We start from the raw sequence: 19404 nt of genomic DNA on the forward strand, positions 1-19404 counted from the left end.
ACTTATGGTAAGACAAAGATACAGGAGGTTTTTCTATTTGATTGTTAATTTAAAGCAAGCGAAAGGGTTTTATATTGTATGTGGAAAAACAGACATGCGGTATGGGATTGATTCGTTGGCTTATACGGTGCAATCCCAATTCCATTTAGATCCTTTTCAAGAAGCGTTGTTTTTCTTTTGTGGAAACAAGCAGGATCGCTTCAAGATGCTGCATTGGGATGGAGAAGGTTTCTGGCTGTTATATAAACGGTTTGAAAATGGGCAATTAAAATGGCCTCGAACGACCAAAGAAGCCCGGGAACTGACCAGTCAACAAGTGGATTGGCTACTCCGTGGTTTTTCGATTGATCCACCGATACAAATCGCTTCTTCTCGCGCCTTTTATTAAATAAAGAGTGCTTTTATATCCCTTTTATGGTATAATATAGTTAGAAAATAAAAGGGAGAAACGCGTATGAGTCCCGAGGAGACATTACTAAAAATCAACGAAGCACAAGTGAAACAAATTGAACAATTAACAGCTCAGCTCGCTCAACAAGCGAATGAGCTGACATTGTTGCGGGAACAAGTCGCTTACCTCACCCAAAAAATCTTCGGTAAATCCAAAGAAACACTACCTCCTGATCATCAACTCACCTTCTTTGATGCAGCAGAAGCCCCTCCTATCGTGGAAGGGGAAATCGAGGAAGTTACCGTGAAACGAAAGAAAACGAAAGGCAGAAAAAAAGCCATCTTAGACCAGTTTCCGGAGCATCCTGTTCACCATCAACTGGAGGGGGAAGCCTGTACCTGTCCCACGTGCAAGGGAACGCTGGACGCTATCGGGAGCTATGCCGTGCGAGAAGAAGTCATTTACCTTCCTGCCAAGCTTCAACGAAAGGTGCACTACCAACATGCTTATAAGTGCGCAACCTGTTCCAAGCAGGGACCAGAAGATAAGATTATCAAAGCACCAGTTCCCAAAGCGCCTATCGATAATAGCTTGGGTTCTGCTTCGATTATTGCCCAGTCCATTCATCAGAAATTTGAGTTAAAAGTACCTGCCTATCGTCAAGAAAAAGGTTGGCACCGCATTGGTTTACCTATTACGCGCCAACAAATTGCCAATTGGCATATACGAGTGTCGGATTATTATTTAGCCCCTTTTTATCAACTGTTGAAAGACACGCTACTTCAACAGCCGATGTTACATGCCGATGAAACAACGTATCGGGTATTGGAAAGTGATACCGTGAATACGCATTTTTGGACCTTTTTAAGCGCCAAATATAGTGAAAAGCCGATCACGCTCTATCATCACGATCCAAGTCGGGGAGCCCATGTCGCCCAAAGCTTCCTTGATACGTATAAAGGGTACATCCATTGTGATATGTGGAAAGCTTATCAAGCCCTTTCTAACGTAGAGTTGGTCGGGTGTTGGGCGCATGTTCGTCGCAAATTCATAGACGCGATGCCAAAGGATTGTCCCGCTGATGCGTTGAGTCGACAAGCAGCCGAGAGGTGTGACCAATTCTTCACGTATGAGCGCGCGTGGTCCAAACTATCCGATGAGGAAAGGCTGGAGAAACGCCAAACCATCTTGAAACCCAAAATGGATGCCTTTTTTGATTGGTTACGGGAACAAGATCCTTTATCCGGCAGCAAGTTAGGCGAAGCGATACAGTATGCTTTGACATACGAGTCCACGTTTCGCACGGTCTTGAAAGATGCGAAACTAGCGCTTGATAACAACCGAGCCGAACGGGCCATCAAACCCTTCGTGATGGGAAGAAAAAACTGGTTATTCAGCGCCACCTATGAAGGAGCGACAGCCGCTGCGATTATCATGAGTATCATCGAAACAGCGAAACAAAATAACCTCGTTCCCGAAAAATATATCATTTATTTACTCGAAGAACTTCCTAACCTTCCCACCTTAACCAATGAGGAAGATTTGAAGGCTTATTTGCCATGGCGTTCCCACGTCAAAGAACGTTGCCAGGAAAGAACGCTGCCAAAGCCACGAAACAAGAAATAAGGATAAATCTCCCCAACCCTTCTGTTCCTCTTTCTAGAACAGTTTATCGCAGGGTTGGGGATTTTTCTATACACTTGAGTATTGATCGCTTACGATATGATAAAGGCATGGGTAGATGCTGTTCGTACACACTTACATATGATAACCATTCATAGTTCTAGATCATCATCTGACACAAAAAAATCCTAGAAGTCGATAAGACCTCTAGGATAACCTCTATTCTTTATTCTACTTTCATGGCTTGCTTCTGGGCGATTAAGCATAATTCTGCTGCTTTAAACGTATGAGCTTGTGTCATTGCCTCTTCCGTTCGATGAATACAATCCTTAATTAATGCGCCAAAGTATGGGAAGCCTACTTTGCCTTGCAGGTTGAAGTGTTGTTCACCGTTTTTATTCACTAAATAAAGCTGGTCGCCACCTTTATCCGTTGCCAAATCCACATATTTTCGAATTTCAATCGTTCCCTCTGTTCCCGTAATAAAGGTTCTTCCATCACCCCAGGTACTCAATCCATCCGGGGTAAACCAGTCGACACGAAAATATTGGGTTGCCCCATTTCCACCAACTAATGTGGCATCACCATAGTCATCTAGTTCGGGATAAGTTGGATTGTCATAGTTTGCTATTTTACTATGAACCACCTCGGCATTGGTATTACCGGTATAATAGAGAAACTGTTCAATCTGATGACTGCCAATATCCGCCAATATCCCACCATACCTCTCCTTCTCAAAAAACCAATCTGGTCTGCTTGGGGCATTTAGGCGGTGTGGACCGAAGCCTGTAACCTGCAATACTCTGCCTATCGCTCCCTCTTGAATGAGCTGACCTGCAAAAACGGCACTCTCAACGTGCAATCGCTCGCTATAATATACCATATACTTCTGCCCTGTCTCTTCAACAACTTTCTTTGTTTCTTCTAATTGTTCTAATGTAGTGAATGGTGTTTTATCAGTGAAATAATCCTTACCCGCCTTCATCACACGATTACCAAGTGCACTTCGATCGGAAGGAATGGCCGCAGCCGCTACCAATTTCACTTCCTCATCCTGCAATATATCCTCCAACGAGGTCGCTTGTTGTGCTTGCGGAAACGTTTTTAGAAAAGCGTCCACCTTAGCTTGATCTGGATCATATACCCACTTCAAGGTGGCACCTGCTTCAACTAAACCATTGCATTGCCCATAAATATGACCATGGTCCAACGCAGCAGCTGCAAAAACAAATTCCCCCTCTTGAACGACTGGATTCGGCTTTCCTTTTGGTGCATAATTCATTCCATCTGCTTTACTCATTATGAAGACACTCCTATCTTTTTTATTATTTATTGGTGCTTACTTTTCGAGACAAAGTCTGTTTGGTTCGTGAAGATTCATTTATCAGTGCGATCATTTCCATCGACGAATATGCGTCCTTGGCATGAATATAATCATCCCCATCCTGCTCTATTTGGCGGTAAAAATGGTTAATTAACTTCGCATGACTCGCTCCATAATAAAATTTGCTACCAGGTAATTTACGGTCCTCCGCCAGTATTTTCTTTTCTTCATCTACCTGTGTTATGGTTAATATGCTGTCTTTTATCGTAAACTTAGCTTTTTCTAGGATAAGCTGCAACTCCACCGACGAGTTATCGCCATTAGCATTTGTAGCAAAAAATAAGCCAGTAGCCCCACTCTCGAACGTAATATAGGCGCTTGCCGTATCCTCTACATCATAACCATAATCTAGTAATGTATCGATAGAACCGCGGATTGTATTAATTCCACCACCAAACCATTGCAGCAAATCTAATGTATGAATCGATTGATTGATCATCACACCACCGCCTGCTGTTTCCATAGAAGCCCGCCATGGTTTCACTTCGTAATACGATTTGGGGCGGTGCCATGCTACCAAGCCTTTTACACTTAACAGATCGCCATACGTACCACTTTGCACCAACTCTTGTAAACATTCCACCGTTTCATTCAGTCGATTCTGCAAATTGACAGCTATCTTCACATGAGGATTGGCGGCTTCTAAATCCACAATTGCCTGACTATCGCTTAGCGTGTGCGCCAACGGCTTTTCCAAAATAACATGAATCCCCCGCTCTACGGCCACTTTTGTTGCTGGATAATGCAGGTGGTGTGGCAGGCAAATATGCACACAATCCAACTTCTCCTCCTGCAACATGGTACGGTAATCCGGATAACACGGAATATCAGGCAAACTGCTATATGCTTCTTCATCGATATCAGAAACGGCAATCAGCTCTGCTTCCGGATGTTCTGTGATCACCGGAACATGAATCTTCGAGATGTCTCCTAGACCAATCACACCTATTCGTAACATGATTTTCTCTTCCTCTCTCCTTGACAAAATATATATGAATTTATATTCTTACAAGCGTATAACGCTGTGGTAAAGCGAGACTTATCAGGAGGTTTAGGGATCGTTGGTTTCCATACCCACTGTTGGTTACCTCTCCTATAGCCGGAAAACTTACGAACCCTTAACGCTGTGGTAAATCTGCAGCCGCTGTTTCCGGTATTGTTTTGCCGTCATCCCAACACTTTGTTTAAAAAAACGGCTAAAGTGAGAAGCGCTTTCAAAACCACATTGATCAGCAATTTGTTGCATGGACTTATCCGTATCCATCTCTAACAAATATTTCACCTGTTGCAGTCTGACCGCCATCACATATTCCATCACGGTATAACCTGTCATCTCTTTAAACACATGAGAGACATAAAACCTGCTCACATTAAGAGTATCTGCAATCTTTTGGATTGACAGCTTTTCATGAAAATGTCCTTGAATAAAAGCAGCAATATTCTCCGCATGTCTTGCCTTGTCCATTTTATCTGGCATCACCTTATGGGATTCTCTTTGTCCTAATTGATTCACTACAATCAACAGCTGCACCACTAATGTTTTAAGTTCCCATGTTTTCTCATAGGATTCTGTATCAAACAGACGCTCAACCTCCACTATTTGATGGATAAGCGTTTCTACTTGTTGGAGCTCACCTAATTGACTGGGGCGAATCAAACAATGATGTAGCTGATCGAAGACATCTAATAATGAAACAGCCCCCATCGCTTCTAACACAGGCAACACCAAATCTGGTGTAAAATGCACATGACTTCTCACATACACACTATCCTTAGGTACATTTGGTTTGTGCAAGGCTAATCCATCCATTAACAGAATATCTCCAGGCTGTAAATCATAGATTTGGTTGTGAATCAAATAGCGGCACGTGCCCTCGTGAAAGACATAAATCTCATACTCCTTGTGAGAATGTGCCTGCATTTCACCTACTGGACCTTGCAGCCGATAACTTGCTATCAGGGTTTCTTCCATATCTCTCCCCTTCAATCTTCTGATCTTTTCATTTTATTGTATATGATTAGATAATAAAATGGCTAGTATTGTCCATTTTTATTTATTTTTTGACTGAGAGTGTTTTCTGTTTTTCGTGATAGGTCCTGAGCTCTGCTTTCACCCATTCCATATGGTAAAATAGTAAAACCATACATCAGGGAGGAAACAGTCGTGGAAAAACTTAAACAACGAATCATCAATGATGGCGTCGTACTTTCCGAAAAGGTACTGAAGGTAGACCAGTTTCTAAACCATCAAATAGACCCCGCTTTGATGCAAGATATTGGAGAGACTTTCGCCAACCATTTTCGTGATCAACAACCTACAAAAATTGTTACCATTGAATCCTCTGGAATTGCCCCTGCCATATTTGCAGGTCTTTCTTTGAACGTTCCGGTTATTTTTGCCCGTAAAAAGAAGTCATTGACACTGACAGAAGGGCTGATGACAGCAGACGTATACTCTTATACCAAACAAGAAACAAGTACCATTTCGATTGCTTCTAAATTTTTAGAAGCCTCTGATCACGTGCTGATTATCGATGATTTTCTAGCTAACGGTCAAGCAGCATTAGGATTAATTAAGATAATCGAGCAAACACAGGCAAAGGTTGCAGGAATTGGTATTGTGATTGAAAAGGCATTTCAAGATGGTGGAAAGCTGCTTCGCGACAAAGGCTACCACGTAGAATCGCTAGCGCAGATTAAGAGCTTGGCGAATAAACAAGTTACCTTTCTCTAATCATCAGAGGGGGCAGTTACCCTCTGATGATCGTCAACTTCCTTGTAACGTTTTCTTTTTAGGCTTCAGCCAAAGGATCACAATACTGGCTAAGGCCACAACCGTAGCCAGCTGATACATCTGTTCAATGGTCATAAAGGTCAGCACCCAGCCAGCTAACATGTTCCCTACAACTCCACCTAAGCCAAGAGAAACGGCCCAAAAGATTGTCTGACCAGTAGCTCGGTAATTCTCAGGGGTTAATTCATCGACATAAGCAACAGCGACAAAATATTGAATACTGTAGGATAAAGCCAATAGGATTTGTGACCACAGCAAAATATCTATATTGGTACTAACGCCAAGTATAAGCCATCTCATTCCATACACAAAGGCAACCGCTGTTAACAAAACAGGATAAGAGAAGGCATTCATTAATTGTCTTGATAACGAGAAAAAGGGCACTTCTAGAATCGATTTAATTAGTAAAGCGAATCCGATTAAACTGATAGAAGCTCCTAAGTCCTGCATATGTATCGAATAAAAGGAATTGTTGGCGTGCACAGTCAAATGAACCATAAAACTAAAACAAAGAAACAAAACAAAACGATGATTTCGGAATAAGGCAAGTACTTCTTTCAAATGGAATTCCTTTTTCGCCGCCAATTGAACCGGTAATTTCAAGGCCAAAAACAAGGCTACAACAATCAACACACTGTGCAAGATAAACATCAGATTTAAACCAAAGATATCCAACAGCCGCCCTACCACCAGGACACCTGCCGCATAGCCTAACGAACCCCACAGCCTGATCTTGCCAAACTCTTTCCGGCTATCCAGCATCGCCATTGCCGTCACATCCGCAATCGGCGGAATCGCGCTTTGAAAGAAAAAGAAGAGAATATTTAACCATAACAGATGCTCAAATTGACTTGATATCGGAAAAAAGAGGATCGTTGCAGCCGCACCGACAATCATCACACCAAGCGTTACTTTGGCAGAATTCATATAATCCGTTACCATGCCCCAAAACGGTTGTGCCACAATCATTACCATTGGCCCTACTGCAAACAAAATCCCAATCTCACGCGCATCCAAACCAAAGTCAGCATAAAATAGATTCAAAAATTGAAAGGCCCCTGTCGACATTGTAAACATAAAGTAAAACAGCTTCAGCAGCCCATATTTTTTCATGTTTTCCAACTCCCTTGTTCTCCAATAGATAAGCCATGCCAGTTCACCTGACATGGCCTATCTAGATACGCTTAAAATTGAATTTCTTTACCTTTTTCACTGGACTCATAAATTCCACAAAGGATTTTCATCATCTCTACCCCATCTGACACAGGGCTGCGTGTTTCCTTATCTCCGTTAATAGTATCTACAAAGTAATCAATCTCATTTTGAAATGCCTGTTGGAAATTAAAACTATGATGATCCGTTTGCGGGGTTGCGTTTAACATCGTATTATATTTCTCCGTGATAATTTCAAGTGATGGTTCTAGTTCTGCACCGCCCTTATCTCCATACAAATTAACCGCCATTTGATCTTGCTTGGCATGAAGGGTAAAGCTGACATCTACCATTAAAGATGCACCATTTTCAAAGGTTATCAGGGCATTCGCCATATCTTCTACGGTATTTTTATTGGGATCATAGTCAGCCGCTTTATAAAAATCCAGATGTTCTACATTCGAACGATTTCCTAGCTGATGGTACGTATTCCCTCGGATTGATTTCACCTTTGGTTTCCCCATTAAATACCAACAAATGTCGATGATATGTACACCTAAATCAATTAAAGGGCCACCACCGGATCTTTCTTTATCCGCAAACCAGCCACCTGGGTTGCCTAATCGCCTTAAACAGGTCGCTTTGGCATAATAAATGTCACCCAAATCTCCATTATCAATAAAGCGTTTGACAATCTCCGTATTGGCAGCATAGCGTCGTACAAAACCAACTTGGAGCGTTTTACCAGAAGACTTAACAGCCTCCTCTACCGCTAAGGCTTCTTCCACAGTTTTACACAACGGCTTTTCCACTAGTACATGTTTCCCTGCTTGAAGTGCTGCGATAGCTATCTCGGCATGCGTGTTATTCCATGTACAGATACTAACCGCCTCGACTTCTTTATTAGCCAGTAATTCATGGTAACCGGTATACGTATGCGTTGCCCCATATTGTTCTGCTTTTTGCTTGGCCCGCGTTTCATTTAGATCACAAATCGCAAAAATTTCTACTTGTTCATTATTAGCATACGACTCGAAATGTGCTCCAGAAATCGACCCTGCTCCAATAACACCTATCTTCATGATTAATACCCTCCTATATTTCTTGCCACATGTTTTTCAGATTGGTCAAACTTAATTTCGAGGCAAGTTTACATTCTTCCAGACCTTCAAATTCGATCGACACATACCCGTCATAATCAGATGCTTTAATCACTCGCAGCACTTCCCGCATCGGAATATCTCCATGACCGATGATCGCACTGCGCAAATAATTACCGGCGATAGTAGGTATCCAGCCTTCTCCTGGATTAAGATGAGCCGGCCGCTGGTAAAAATCTTTAATATGCACCATGGAAGCAAACGCAATATTCTTTTGAACAGCCGCCAGCGGACTTTCATCCGCACAAAGAAAATTCCCTACATCCATTGTTGTCTTGAAATTCCCCCGATCCACATGGTTAATCACGGACTGAACACGATCACTCTGCTGGATATAATAACCATGATTTTCGATACTTGTTGTGATCCCATACTGATGGGCATAATCGGCCACTTCTTGGCATGCGTTTACTAATGAAGGTAAATCCTTTTCAAAATTAGCAATGGTTGTCTCTGGAATTCCCCTTGAGGCAATATCATGACGCATTAACTTTGCTCCCAACCGATGAGCGATATCCACTTCCTTTTTCACCCGCTGAATCTCCGCTTGATAGTCTTCTTCTGTCGGCTGCAAAAAATTGGCTCCGATAGCATAGTTAGAAATTTCAATCCCTTTTTCCGCTGCACGCTCCCGAACTTGATCGATTAAATGATCGTCTTCCCATGCAAAGCCCAGATTCGGCACGATTTCAATATGCTCAAATCCTTGTTCACTTGTCCAATCGATCACATCCAATATCGTCATTTCTCCCGTCTTCATCGCCGCAAATAAACTATATGAACTTAATCCTATTTTCATATGATCACTCCTTGTTTATTTTAACGTATTGTCCCTATAACTTTAAAAGATTACATGGACTTTGACTTTCTAAGTACGGAAAGTACTTTTAAAAAAGTAAGCAGTTTAGTCTAGTTCTCCGACTAAACTGCTTTTAATTTATTGATTAGCAGACCATCTTTCTGCTCGTTCTTGTAAATCATCTAAATATGCTTGGATATCTGGTGTCTCACCATTATGTGCTTCACTGACGAACCCATTAACTGCTGGTGCCATTTCACTACCAAAGAACGGATTTGCTTCATCCATCAAGGTCGAAGTTGACACCTCAGCAATCTCTGCTGCTTTAGCCATGTAAATATCTTGATCAGATACGAAATCTGCTTCTGCTAAAGTAGGTGTATTAGTATACTCTTCATAATTGAATTTTTGCGCTTCATAACCAGTGAAGAACTTCAGTACTTCCCACGAAGCTTCTACATTCTCAGCATTCTTCGCCATAACATACGGATCAACTGCTACCCATCCTTCGCCATCTGGTCCAAGATTTAATGTGGCTTCGTAACGTTCCGCCAACTCTTCATTATCATTAGCTCTTAGCTCAGCCATAACAGTCGAACCATCATTATCCAAAAAGATACCGATATTATTCGACTCAAGTCCATAATTTTCATTACCTTGAGCATTTAAAAAATCTGATGGAGGATACTGTGCTGCCTCTTCTAACCATTCAAATACCTCTACCATTTCAGGAGAATTCAAATTCCATTCAATATTCTTAGGATCGTCTAATGTTCCCTCTCCTCCTGTTGCACCAAATGCATGGGTTAAAGCAACAAAAGTGGACAAATTAAGAGATTTTCCATCAAACCAAAGTCCATAGTTCATTTCACCTGTTTCTGGATTCTCGCCAGTCATTTGTGCAGCTTTCTCTAGAACTTCCGCAGGTGTGGGGTTATCTGATAAATAATCAACTCCCCATTCGTCAAATAGCTGTTTATCATAAGAAATTACACGTCGTCCGAGAATAGCAGGAATACCAAATTGGTGCTCACCATCTGCAGATCTTACACTATAAGAGTTCTCCCATACTCCAGTTAAATAAATGCTAGAATCAAAATCCTCATCTTCTTCGATTAAATCATCTAAATCACGTAGTAATCCTTGCTGATACCACTGAGTAGCAAATGCTCCCCCTGTATACAATACGTCAGCATCACCTGATTGCAACATTGCCGTTTGTTTGGCTTGTGCATTCTCCCAAGGCACTTGTGTTAACTCAATTTCAATATTAGGATATCTTGGTTTAAATTGTTCTTCTATAAATGTTTCCATTCCTTTATTCTCCACAGCGGTAATTGGATCAATTCCATCTTCTAATTGGAACCCGGCTAAAGCTACCCGAACTGTACCTTCTATCTCAGAAACAACTTCAATGTCTTCCATACTTTCCCCCGCAGTATCTGAATCATTAGAACAAGCAACTAGCAACAACACAAACATCATTAACATTAGGAACCCAAACTGTTTTTTCATTTGTAACTCCCCTTTTTTGTGTGTAATATTAACCATCAAAAATTAACAATTCTTTGTAAGTTTATCTCCTTTCTTCTTAGTTTTTATTGTTTTATCCCTGAAAGCGCTATACTCTCAACAATATATCTTTGCAGGAATAAATACGTAATAATAACTGGTATTAAACTTACTGTTGTTGCCGCCATTATAACTGATGGCATTGGAGTCGTTTTATTATATGAAAATGTTGCTAACCCTAATTGAATGGTGAATTTATCTGGTGTTTGCAAGGCTAATAATGGCCATAATAAATCGTTCCAAACAGCCAAAAATTGCAAAATGGCCATTGTCGCTAAAATAGGTACACATAAAGGTAGATAAATCTTCCAGAATACTTTAATTTCTCCTGCTCCATCAATAATTGCCGCTTCTCGCAATGTACCTGGTAATTGATCAATAAAAGATTTGGCTAAGAAAGTGCCAAAAGCGAAATTCAAGGCAGGAAGATAAAATGCCCAGTAGCTATCTAATAAATTTAAGTTATTGAACAATAAATATTGAGGAATCATAGTCATCTCAAATGGAATCATCATCGTACTAAGGGCCAATACTAAGACAACTGCTGCTCCTTTAAATTTTAATTTTGAAATTGCATATCCCGACATAACTGCTGAGAATAGACTAACGAAGATAACTCCTACAGAAATAAGAAGTGAATTAAAAATATATTTCAGCATTGGAATATTTGAAAATGCCAAGGTATATGTTTTTGTGGAGAATTCTTCCGGCCAAAATCTTGGTGGAAAGGGAATATTCAATCTTGCTTGCCAATCAAAACTTGTAAACACCATCCATAAAAATGGGATAACCATTACCAACGAACCAATAGATAAGATTAATACCAAGATAAAATTACCCATTCGCTTCTTCTTTGTCATTGTTTGATTTGGTGTTTGATCCCCATTATTTTTTTTCATAATCGTTTTATCTATTGCAGGCTGCATACTTAATCTTCCTCTCTAATCAAAATTACTCTTTCGATTAAACAATAATAATGAAACAGTTAAGACTAAGATCATCATAAACAATAAATATGAAGCAGCTGTGGCAACACCCATTTCTGAAGAGAAGAAAGCATTGCGATAAATGTATAGAACAGCAGTCATCAACGAACCTGCTGGGTTTCCAGCTGTTCCACCAATAAGCCAAACGTCTGTAAAACGCTTCATTGCTGTAATGGTTCCCATGATAACCATAAAGATAATAATAGGACGTAAATAAGGAATCGTAATGAACAACCATTTCTTAAACCAATTTGCTCCGTCGACTTCAGCCGCTTCATATAGATCTCTTGGTACGCTTGTAAGTGCTGCAATAAATATGATGGTGTTATATCCCAACATTCCCCATAGAGTCATTAAAACAATGCTAAATTTAGCTACCGAAGGGTCAGTAAACCAACCCACTGGCTCAAAACCGAAAAAACCAATAAAATAGTTTAGGATTCCTCCTTGGCCAGAATTAAATAAGAGAGTAAACAAAATACTTGTAGCCACCAAGGAAACTACGTTCGGAAGAAAATAAATTCCTTTAAAGAAATTCTTCCACCTCAACCATGGTATGTTATGAATAAGTGTCGCAAGAATAAAAGATAGTGAGACACCTAATACTACAGACAAAACACCCATGTAAAATGTATTATAAACAGCTTTCCAAAAAAGTGAATCTCCAAGCACATAAGTGTAGTTGCTTAAGCCTACCCATTCCCCAGTTAAAGAATTGGCTGTCCTTTGAAAGCTCATTATCAATGCTGCGACCATTGGATATATAGCAAAACCAAAGATTCCTATAATCAAAGGTGCTGATAAAATGTAGCCTGCCCAATCACGAGAAGAGAAAATTTTTTTCTTGACCTTCTTCACTCCCATTTGTTCAGAAATAGCTTTCGATGCCATCCTTACCTACCCCTTTCAAGTACACGTCATTTGGTACTATACTTCAACCTTTTCAATTGGCACAACTTGATTTATCTCCGCAGATTGATAGGCAGCTTTCACTACTTCTAATGCTCGCAATCCGTCCTCTCCTGTTATAGATGGTTCACGCTTTTGCTGTATACATTGAACAAAATCATTGATAAGTACTTGATCCATATCCTCTAACCAAGGCAGTTGTTGTACGGTATTTTTCCTGTCACTATAAAGTAAAAAGTGTTGCTTAAATGCATCAATGCTAAGACTTCCCTCTGTTCCCACAATCTCCATCGTCACATCACCCCAAGTTGGAAAGACCTTTGGTCGAGACCAGCTTGGATCAATTGTGAAAATCACTCCTGATTCCATCTCTAACGAAACAATGCCACAATCCTCGACATCAATCGGATGAAATTTAGTATCTAGCTCAGCATATATAGACTTCGCCTCATCGTTTAGCAGCCATCGCGTAACATCCAATAAATGAACAATATGATCCGTTGCAGCACCGCCTCCTGAAAGCGTTTTATCAACAAACCAACTTCCTGGCATTTGCCCATGATTCGTACCATTAATCGCTACTACATCGCCAATATCTTTAGCTTCGATAATTTTCTTCACTTGCTGCATAACGGGAGAAAAACGAACGGGATAAGCAATTTGCAAGGTAACCTGCTCTTGGTTACAGACGTCAATCATAGCTCTGGCGTCATCCAGTGATGTCGCTATCGGTTTCTCACATAAAATATGTTTCTTTGCCTGAGCAGCGGCGATGACATGTTCCTTATGTTTTACATTTTCAGAGCAGATAATAACCGCTTCTACTTCTGTCGCTAATAATTGTGATAGATCATTACAAAAACGAGTTTGGTAGAATTCTGCCATTTCCCTGCCTCGTTTGACATTGTCATCCCAGATCCCTATTATTTCAACATCCGGATGCTGACACAGATACTGGGCGTAAGCCGTGGCATGTATATGTGCGAAACTAATCATTCCTACTTTCATTTTTTAATCCTCCCCCATGTGTATGGCTTGACCTAACTGTGCTGAGGTAATAGCAGCCTCCACCACTTTGACGGATTGGACGGCATCATGTAATGAAATAACAGGAGTAACTCCCTCTCGTATACAATCCCTAAAATGTTTCAACTGTCTAACAATAGGTGATTCACCAATAAGGTCAGCGGATAGATATCCCTTATTAGATGAAGCATTAAACTGGTGGATTTTTATCGCCTCTTTGTTTTCATTACTTGCTACAAGGAGTCCTTCTTTACCGGCGACTTCCACTGCTGACTGCAAACGATCTGCACCCCAGGATAGCTCTATGTGAGCCATTACTCCAGATTTCATTCGAACAGTAATAAGGGCATATTCGAACTCGCTCTTTGTAATATGACGAGCCATTACTCGTTCGACATCACCGAATGTCCACATCAACCAATCTAAATCATGGATCCCTAAATCCATCATAATACCTCCACTTTTGGTGGGGTCAGCAAACCACCCTCCCGGAAAGGCTGTTTTTCGCGAAAGACGAACCACCCCAGGCTCACCTACCGCATCTTTCAACACACGGGTTCGGAGGGCACTATATTCCGGATCAAATCGAAGGGTATGCCCGACAAAAATCTGTGCCTGTTTTTGCGCACTCAATGCCTGAATTTCTTCTGCTTGTTCTCCCGTTAGACATAATGGTTTTTCACAAACAATCGATAACTGATCCTGCATTTGAATGGCAGCAGTAATCGTTTCAAAATGTAAAAAACTCGGTAAACAGATATCCAACACATCGATATCCTGTTTCTCTAACAATGACTGTACATTCGCAAAGTAGGCCGTATCCCATTTCGATAGAAGTGGTGATAACTTACTTTCATCACGACCTACCAGTGCTACTAACTCCGTACCGTCAAGACTATGCCAAGCCTCTGCATGACGCTTCCCCATCTTTCCTAAACCAATTACAGCTACTTTTAACATTTGCCAGCCCCCTTTGTAGCTACTCTATATTAGAGCGCCAAACACAAGTTTGGCGCTTCCTTATTTTTTCTCACCATAGCTAATTATCTTAAAGCAATTACACTGCCTGAATTCTGTGATTCATTTGCAGCCAAAGTTACCTCTAACGTTTTCAAGCCATTAGTATAGTCGGATAAAATGCCATCTGTGTTTCCAGTTACAATCGCATCAATAAAGGCTTGATCCTGTTCTGCATAAAAATCCACCTCTGCATCAGCGCTAACCACTTCGTTATTTTCTAAAATTGTAAGACCTGTTCCATCAATGGTTACACGGAAATTCTTACCTAATACTTCCACTCCCATACGATGATCCGTTTGTGTAATTGAACAATCCAAGTGACCAACCGCTCCATTAGTAAAGGTGAAGTTTACTGATGTAACATCTGGAATATCGATATTCTCTATCTCATCAGAAACACGCAAAGCCATATTGGCATACACCTTATCGATATCTCCACCTAAATGACGCATCATATCCATAATATGAGTAGCTTGTTCTACCAGCTGTCCGCCTGACTTAGACATCGTGCGATACCAAGGTGTTTCTACAAAACCACTGATATAGTGACCACGTACCATAGCAATCTCTTTATCTGCCAAATATTCCTTTGCCCTTTTAACCGTGTCAAGATAGCGCAAACAATAACCGGTCGCACAGATAATACCAGCTTGTTTAATGACAGCCTGTTTTCGTTTGGCTTCTTCGACATTTAACCCAACTGGTTTTTCAACCATTAAATGAATGCCCTTTTTTGCAGCCTTTTCTTCGACATCTCCATGTGCAAATGGTGGTACACAAATAAACAGAACATCAAGTACTTCGTTATCCAACATCTCCTCAGCATTGGTATAGGCAGTTGCCTGATGTTCTTCACCTACTCTTACAGCATTCGCTTCAACAATATCACATACAGAAGTGATATCCACCGCCTCATTGGCAGAAAGATTTTTCAAATGAGTAGCTGCAATTCCTCCAACACCAACAAATCCTACCTTCACTTTAGTCATTCATTCTCCTCCTCTTAACCTGCATTTATGATTAATTGAATATGTCTTGCCGTATCGATCGCCAGCGTTTTTGGATCAAGCTTATAAGGTGATAATTCGGCGGTTACTGGTCCATCATAACCTATCTCTTTCAGCGCCTTGCTGACCTCTTTCCAATTAACATCGCCGGCTAATAGATGAACAAATCCGGTGATATTTCCTGTCGCTGTATTGAAATCCTTGACATGTACCTTGCGAATACGCTGATCCAGTATACGAATCCATTGTTCAGGATAGCCAAATTGCAACACATTTCCAATATCTAAATAAACGCCGATATATTCGGAATCTAACTCGTCAACATAACGTGCCATTTCCATTGGAGAAAGCAAAAATTTATTCCACACATTTTCAATTCCAATATGTACTTGATGCTGCTCCGCTATAGGAAGTATTTTCTTAAGTTCTGCTTGACTGCGTTGATAACATTGATCATAGGAGACATCCTCTGATACAGAGCCAGGCACGACAAGCACCGTGTCAATATCCATTGCGGCGGCTAATTCAATTTGCTTCTCAATCACCTTGCGCCCTTCCGCTCGGGTGGCCTCATCTGGTGATGATAAAGGCACTTGCCATAGCAATGCAGTGGATAGGCTCTTAATCTGCACACCATATTCGTCTGCTAAGCGCTTAATCTTTTTGGCATCTTCCGGGGCTGAATCTATCGTCAACCCTATACCTCCAGCAGGATTCACGTTTAATTCCACAGTATCGAATCCCGCTTCTTTACTGTAAGCCAATACTTGTTCCAAACTTGTGTCTGCTGGGTAACACCATTGATTAATACCTGTGAGCATAATCATCCTCCTATAAACTTGTTTTTAGTCTGTTCGAATCATGAGTAAGCTTAAACTGAAACTTATCTTGCAATAAAACAGATGCCGCTCCTACCATTTCAAATTCCTTGCCCAGAGAAGATGAAGTGATTGATATATCTTTATATAAGGTCTTCAAAGATCTCTCCTTCACCATATCTTTCAGGCATGCATATAAGATTGGGTTTTGATTCGTGACATCCCCCCCTAAAATAATCACCTCTGGATTAAATAAATGAACCAAATTAACCACTCCTGCTGAGAGATAGGTAGCTATTTCATAGTTGATTTCAACCGCTAATTCATCCCCAGTGTTTATTGCTTCGACAAATTCTGAAGGTGTAATGAATGATTTATGCTCAGTAAGATAACTAGCTAACAAAGTTGCCCGACCAGCTTCTATCTCTTTCATTATCTTATTGGCGGTAACCGGCCAGCTTATATAATTTTCTAAACAGCCTTTATTTCCACACCTGCATGGTCTGCCATTCAAATCAATACTAGTATGGCCAAATTCTCCAGCACCTCCGCTTTCACCACGGGACAATGAATGATTCACGATAACTCCTGAACCAACACCTTCACCAATCGTAATATAGATCAGATTTTCCACCTCTTGAAAATGACCAAACTGCTTTTCAGCCAGAACATAAGCATTCGTATCATTTTCAAGCCATGTCGTTAATTGAAAATGCTGTTCCACAGAATCACGCAAGTAGACATCTTCCAGTAACAACACCGGGTTATAATGAACGATTCCTTTCTTAGCATCGACGACCCCTTGGATAATAATAGAAATACCAACGCACTGTCTATGATCTTGCTGTGTGGCATAAAAATCCTCTAATAACTGCAATAAATAGTTCACCAAAACTGCACCTGTATATCCCTTGGTAGGATAAATCTTTTTGATATTAATCTCTGCTTCTAAGTTAATATCTGCAATAGTTATCTTAGAATAAGAGATAGAAACACCAATGAGAAAGTGATTATCTGGCGAAAATTGCAGAAGAATAGGTCTTCTACCACCACTGGATACCCCTGTTCCGCCTTCATTGACATAGCCATCATGAATAAGCTCGGTGACAGCAGAGGTAACCGTTGTTGGACTTAGGTCATTCTTTTTGGCAATCTCACTTCTTGAAATCGGGCCGTATTTGCGAATTGTTTCTAAGATTATAGACCGATTTAATTCTTGAATTAATTTGAGGTCACCCGTTCTCTTCATCGTTATACACATTCCAATCTAATATCAATATTTGTCTGTTTCATACGGCTGCTTTTTTGAAAGTAAGCGGAAGATTCAGCTAAATGATGAATAGTTACATATTTCATAGAACCGCATCAAAAAGTTATTGGCTGAATCATTAACAAACCACCATACTTATTCCAATGGAATTATTAAGTTAAGAAAACTATACCACTTCTGTGTAAGCGTTGTCAATACACTTATTCAAAACTTCATATTTTATTTCCATATTTCTTAAATCCCTTATTCTAATAGGTGTTCAGCAGGAATAAGTTTTATATTAAAGAATCTATCGTTTCTAGTTTACCCTAAAAAATCAAAATCTAAGTATTTCAAAAAATTACTTGACAACGCTTACATACGATTGTATAGTTAGACCAACTTAATAAATTTGATGGAGTAAGTTATTGCTTGATTCACCCTTGTCCTAATCAGACAATTAACTATAACTCATAAATGATATAGATACTATTCGCCAAAATGTTATCGGTAACAAAATCTACTCAAAATAAAAGTGAGGAGGAAACAAACATTGAAAATGACAAGCGAGTATGCTGGCAAACAACTAGGTGTGAAGAAAAGGTCCAAGCTATTAAAGGATATCAAGAATGGATGGCAATTATACGTCATTTTTGCCCTGCCACTACTGTATATCTTAATCTTCAAATACCTGCCCATGTATGGTGCCATTATTGCCTTTAAGGATTTCAACCCATCCTTAGGAATTTGGGGCAGTCCCTGGACTGGCTGGGATCATATCACCACCTTTATGAGTTCTTTTGAATTCTGGCGGGTAATGAAAAACACCATCTTGTTAGGTATATATCAGGTCTTAGCCACCTTCCCTCTGCCCATTGTATTAGCCTTAAGTTTAACCTACATCTACAACAAACGGTTTAAACGCGCGGCTCAAATGATAACCTATGCACCACATTTTATTTCCGTTGTGGTGATGGTTGGGATTATCTTTATTATTCTAGATCCAAGAGGACCGGCTAATTCTTTATTGAGTAATTTGGGATTTGACACGATTAACTTTATGGGAGAAGCAAGCCTGTTTAAATCCATTTTTGTTTGGACAGACGTATGGCAGAATGTTGGGTTTGGCTGTATTATTTATCTCGCTGCCTTGGCTGGTATTAGTCCAGAACTACACGAAGCTGCGATTATCGATGGTGCTTCTAAATTAAGACGAATATGGCATATCGATATACCAGGTATCATGCCTACCGCAATCATCATTCTTATTCTTAATATGGGAGGATTTTTAGATACCGGTTTTGAAAAAGTGCTGCTCATGCAGAACCCATTGAACTTAAAAGCCTCTGAGGTGATCGATACGTATGTCTATAAAGTGGGGCTCACAGGAATGATTCCGCAATATTCCTACTCTGCAGCCATTGGATTATTCAAAGCAGTTGTTGGGCTAATTCTAATAGTAGGTTCCAACCAATTAGCAAAAAAAGTAACCAAGCAGGGACTATGGTAGAAGC

General features: G+C 40.4%; 18 protein-coding genes. 4 read left to right on the top strand and 14 right to left on the bottom strand.

The window, feature by feature from the left end; all coding sequences use genetic code 11:
* Positions 1-37 precede the first annotated feature (37 nt).
* Together tnpB and tnpC are read left to right on the top strand one after the other, a co-directional pair.
* Positions 38-388, top strand: coding sequence for an IS66 family insertion sequence element accessory protein TnpB (gene tnpB / locus E0E32_RS20420; RefSeq protein ID WP_205410304.1), 351 nt, complete (start codon positions 38-40; stop codon positions 386-388).
* A 66-nt stretch (positions 389-454) separates the two neighbouring features.
* Entirely contained in the window at positions 455-2017 is a 1563-nt protein-coding gene (tnpC, locus tag E0E32_RS20425; RefSeq protein WP_235817537.1) for an IS66 family transposase, read from the top strand.
* 223 nt (positions 2018-2240) lie between these two features.
* On the opposite strand, the gene E0E32_RS20430 is transcribed toward tnpC, so the two are convergent.
* From E0E32_RS20430 to E0E32_RS20440, 3 genes are all read right to left on the bottom strand, one after another.
* Positions 2241-3314: a Gfo/Idh/MocA family protein gene (locus tag E0E32_RS20430; protein ID WP_066189763.1), complete on the bottom strand. Its 1074-nt coding sequence runs from the start codon at positions 3312-3314 to the stop codon at positions 2241-2243.
* 25 nt (positions 3315-3339) lie between these two features.
* Positions 3340-4356, bottom strand: coding sequence for a Gfo/Idh/MocA family protein (locus E0E32_RS20435; protein WP_066189762.1), 1017 nt, complete (start codon positions 4354-4356; stop codon positions 3340-3342).
* Positions 4357-4506: 150 nt separating this feature from the next.
* The gene (locus tag E0E32_RS20440) at positions 4507-5370 is read right to left on the bottom strand and encodes a helix-turn-helix transcriptional regulator (protein WP_066189760.1); all 864 of its coding nucleotides are present in this window, start codon (positions 5368-5370) and stop codon (positions 4507-4509) included.
* 192 nt (positions 5371-5562) lie between these two features.
* Here E0E32_RS20440 and E0E32_RS20445 point away from each other — a divergent pair, with 192 nt between their 5' ends.
* Complete coding sequence (locus tag E0E32_RS20445) at positions 5563-6132, top strand: xanthine phosphoribosyltransferase (protein WP_130860685.1); 570 nt, start codon at positions 5563-5565, stop codon at positions 6130-6132.
* Between the two features lie 33 nt (positions 6133-6165).
* Here the strand turns inward: E0E32_RS20445 and E0E32_RS20450 are convergent, their stop codons facing one another.
* The 11 genes from E0E32_RS20450 to E0E32_RS20500 all read right to left on the bottom strand — a co-directional run bounded on the left by E0E32_RS20450 (position 6166) and on the right by E0E32_RS20500 (position 17890).
* Positions 6166-7305 carry an MFS transporter gene (locus E0E32_RS20450; protein ID WP_165445114.1) on the bottom strand — a complete coding sequence of 380 codons (1140 nt, stop codon included), beginning with the start codon at positions 7303-7305 and terminating at the stop codon, positions 6166-6168.
* A gap of 71 nt (positions 7306-7376) precedes the next feature.
* Positions 7377-8426: a Gfo/Idh/MocA family protein gene (locus E0E32_RS20455; RefSeq protein WP_130860687.1), complete on the bottom strand. Its 1050-nt coding sequence runs from the start codon at positions 8424-8426 to the stop codon at positions 7377-7379.
* A 13-nt stretch (positions 8427-8439) separates the two neighbouring features.
* Positions 8440-9303, bottom strand: coding sequence for a sugar phosphate isomerase/epimerase family protein (locus E0E32_RS20460; RefSeq protein WP_130860688.1), 864 nt, complete (start codon positions 9301-9303; stop codon positions 8440-8442).
* A gap of 138 nt (positions 9304-9441) precedes the next feature.
* Positions 9442-10818: an extracellular solute-binding protein gene (locus E0E32_RS20465; RefSeq protein ID WP_130860689.1), complete on the bottom strand. Its 1377-nt coding sequence runs from the start codon at positions 10816-10818 to the stop codon at positions 9442-9444.
* Positions 10819-10901: 83 nt separating this feature from the next.
* Positions 10902-11735, bottom strand: coding sequence for a carbohydrate ABC transporter permease (locus E0E32_RS20470; protein WP_130860923.1), 834 nt, complete (start codon positions 11733-11735; stop codon positions 10902-10904).
* An 81-nt stretch (positions 11736-11816) separates the two neighbouring features.
* Positions 11817-12752 carry a carbohydrate ABC transporter permease gene (locus tag E0E32_RS20475; protein ID WP_130860690.1) on the bottom strand — a complete coding sequence of 312 codons (936 nt, stop codon included), beginning with the start codon at positions 12750-12752 and terminating at the stop codon, positions 11817-11819.
* A gap of 36 nt (positions 12753-12788) precedes the next feature.
* Complete coding sequence (locus E0E32_RS20480; protein ID WP_130860691.1) at positions 12789-13778, bottom strand: Gfo/Idh/MocA family protein; 990 nt, start codon at positions 13776-13778, stop codon at positions 12789-12791.
* A gap of 3 nt (positions 13779-13781) precedes the next feature.
* Entirely contained in the window at positions 13782-14756 is a 975-nt protein-coding gene (locus E0E32_RS20485; RefSeq protein ID WP_130860692.1) for a Gfo/Idh/MocA family protein, read from the bottom strand.
* An 83-nt stretch (positions 14757-14839) separates the two neighbouring features.
* The gene (locus E0E32_RS20490; RefSeq protein WP_130860693.1) at positions 14840-15805 is read right to left on the bottom strand and encodes a Gfo/Idh/MocA family protein; all 966 of its coding nucleotides are present in this window, start codon (positions 15803-15805) and stop codon (positions 14840-14842) included.
* 14 nt (positions 15806-15819) lie between these two features.
* Positions 15820-16644: a sugar phosphate isomerase/epimerase family protein gene (locus tag E0E32_RS20495; RefSeq protein WP_066189726.1), complete on the bottom strand. Its 825-nt coding sequence runs from the start codon at positions 16642-16644 to the stop codon at positions 15820-15822.
* A 10-nt stretch (positions 16645-16654) separates the two neighbouring features.
* Positions 16655-17890, bottom strand: coding sequence for an ROK family transcriptional regulator (locus E0E32_RS20500; protein ID WP_130860694.1), 1236 nt, complete (start codon positions 17888-17890; stop codon positions 16655-16657).
* A 559-nt stretch (positions 17891-18449) separates the two neighbouring features.
* Here E0E32_RS20500 and E0E32_RS20505 point away from each other — a divergent pair.
* Complete coding sequence (locus E0E32_RS20505) at positions 18450-19400, top strand: ABC transporter permease (RefSeq protein ID WP_066191241.1); 951 nt, start codon at positions 18450-18452, stop codon at positions 19398-19400.
* Positions 19401-19404: the final 4 nt, after the last annotated feature.

The organism is Gracilibacillus phocaeensis (assembly GCF_900626275.1).
Classification (GTDB): Bacteria; Bacillota; Bacilli; order Bacillales; family Amphibacillaceae; genus Gracilibacillus; species Gracilibacillus timonensis.

Coding starts and splice junctions, on each gene's coding strand:
- tnpC (WP_235817537.1), top strand. CDS start 455: ATGAGTCCCGAGGAGACATTACTAAAAATCAACGAAGCACAAGTGAAA.
- E0E32_RS20430 (WP_066189763.1), bottom strand. CDS start 3,314: ATGAGTAAAGCAGATGGAATGAATTATGCACCAAAAGGAAAGCCGAAT.
- E0E32_RS20435 (WP_066189762.1), bottom strand. CDS start 4,356: ATGTTACGAATAGGTGTGATTGGTCTAGGAGACATCTCGAAGATTCAT.
- E0E32_RS20440 (WP_066189760.1), bottom strand. CDS start 5,370: ATGGAAGAAACCCTGATAGCAAGTTATCGGCTGCAAGGTCCAGTAGGT.
- E0E32_RS20450 (WP_165445114.1), bottom strand. CDS start 7,305: ATGAAAAAATATGGGCTGCTGAAGCTGTTTTACTTTATGTTTACAATG.
- E0E32_RS20455 (WP_130860687.1), bottom strand. CDS start 8,426: ATGAAGATAGGTGTTATTGGAGCAGGGTCGATTTCTGGAGCACATTTC.
- E0E32_RS20460 (WP_130860688.1), bottom strand. CDS start 9,303: ATGAAAATAGGATTAAGTTCATATAGTTTATTTGCGGCGATGAAGACG.
- E0E32_RS20465 (WP_130860689.1), bottom strand. CDS start 10,818: ATGAAAAAACAGTTTGGGTTCCTAATGTTAATGATGTTTGTGTTGTTG.
- E0E32_RS20470 (WP_130860923.1), bottom strand. CDS start 11,735: ATGACAAAGAAGAAGCGAATGGGTAATTTTATCTTGGTATTAATCTTA.
- E0E32_RS20475 (WP_130860690.1), bottom strand. CDS start 12,752: ATGGCATCGAAAGCTATTTCTGAACAAATGGGAGTGAAGAAGGTCAAG.
- E0E32_RS20480 (WP_130860691.1), bottom strand. CDS start 13,778: ATGAAAGTAGGAATGATTAGTTTCGCACATATACATGCCACGGCTTAC.
- E0E32_RS20485 (WP_130860692.1), bottom strand. CDS start 14,756: ATGTTAAAAGTAGCTGTAATTGGTTTAGGAAAGATGGGGAAGCGTCAT.
- E0E32_RS20490 (WP_130860693.1), bottom strand. CDS start 15,805: ATGACTAAAGTGAAGGTAGGATTTGTTGGTGTTGGAGGAATTGCAGCT.
- E0E32_RS20495 (WP_066189726.1), bottom strand. CDS start 16,644: ATGCTCACAGGTATTAATCAATGGTGTTACCCAGCAGACACAAGTTTG.
- E0E32_RS20500 (WP_130860694.1), bottom strand. CDS start 17,890: ATGAAGAGAACGGGTGACCTCAAATTAATTCAAGAATTAAATCGGTCT.
- E0E32_RS20505 (WP_066191241.1), top strand. CDS start 18,450: ATGACAAGCGAGTATGCTGGCAAACAACTAGGTGTGAAGAAAAGGTCC.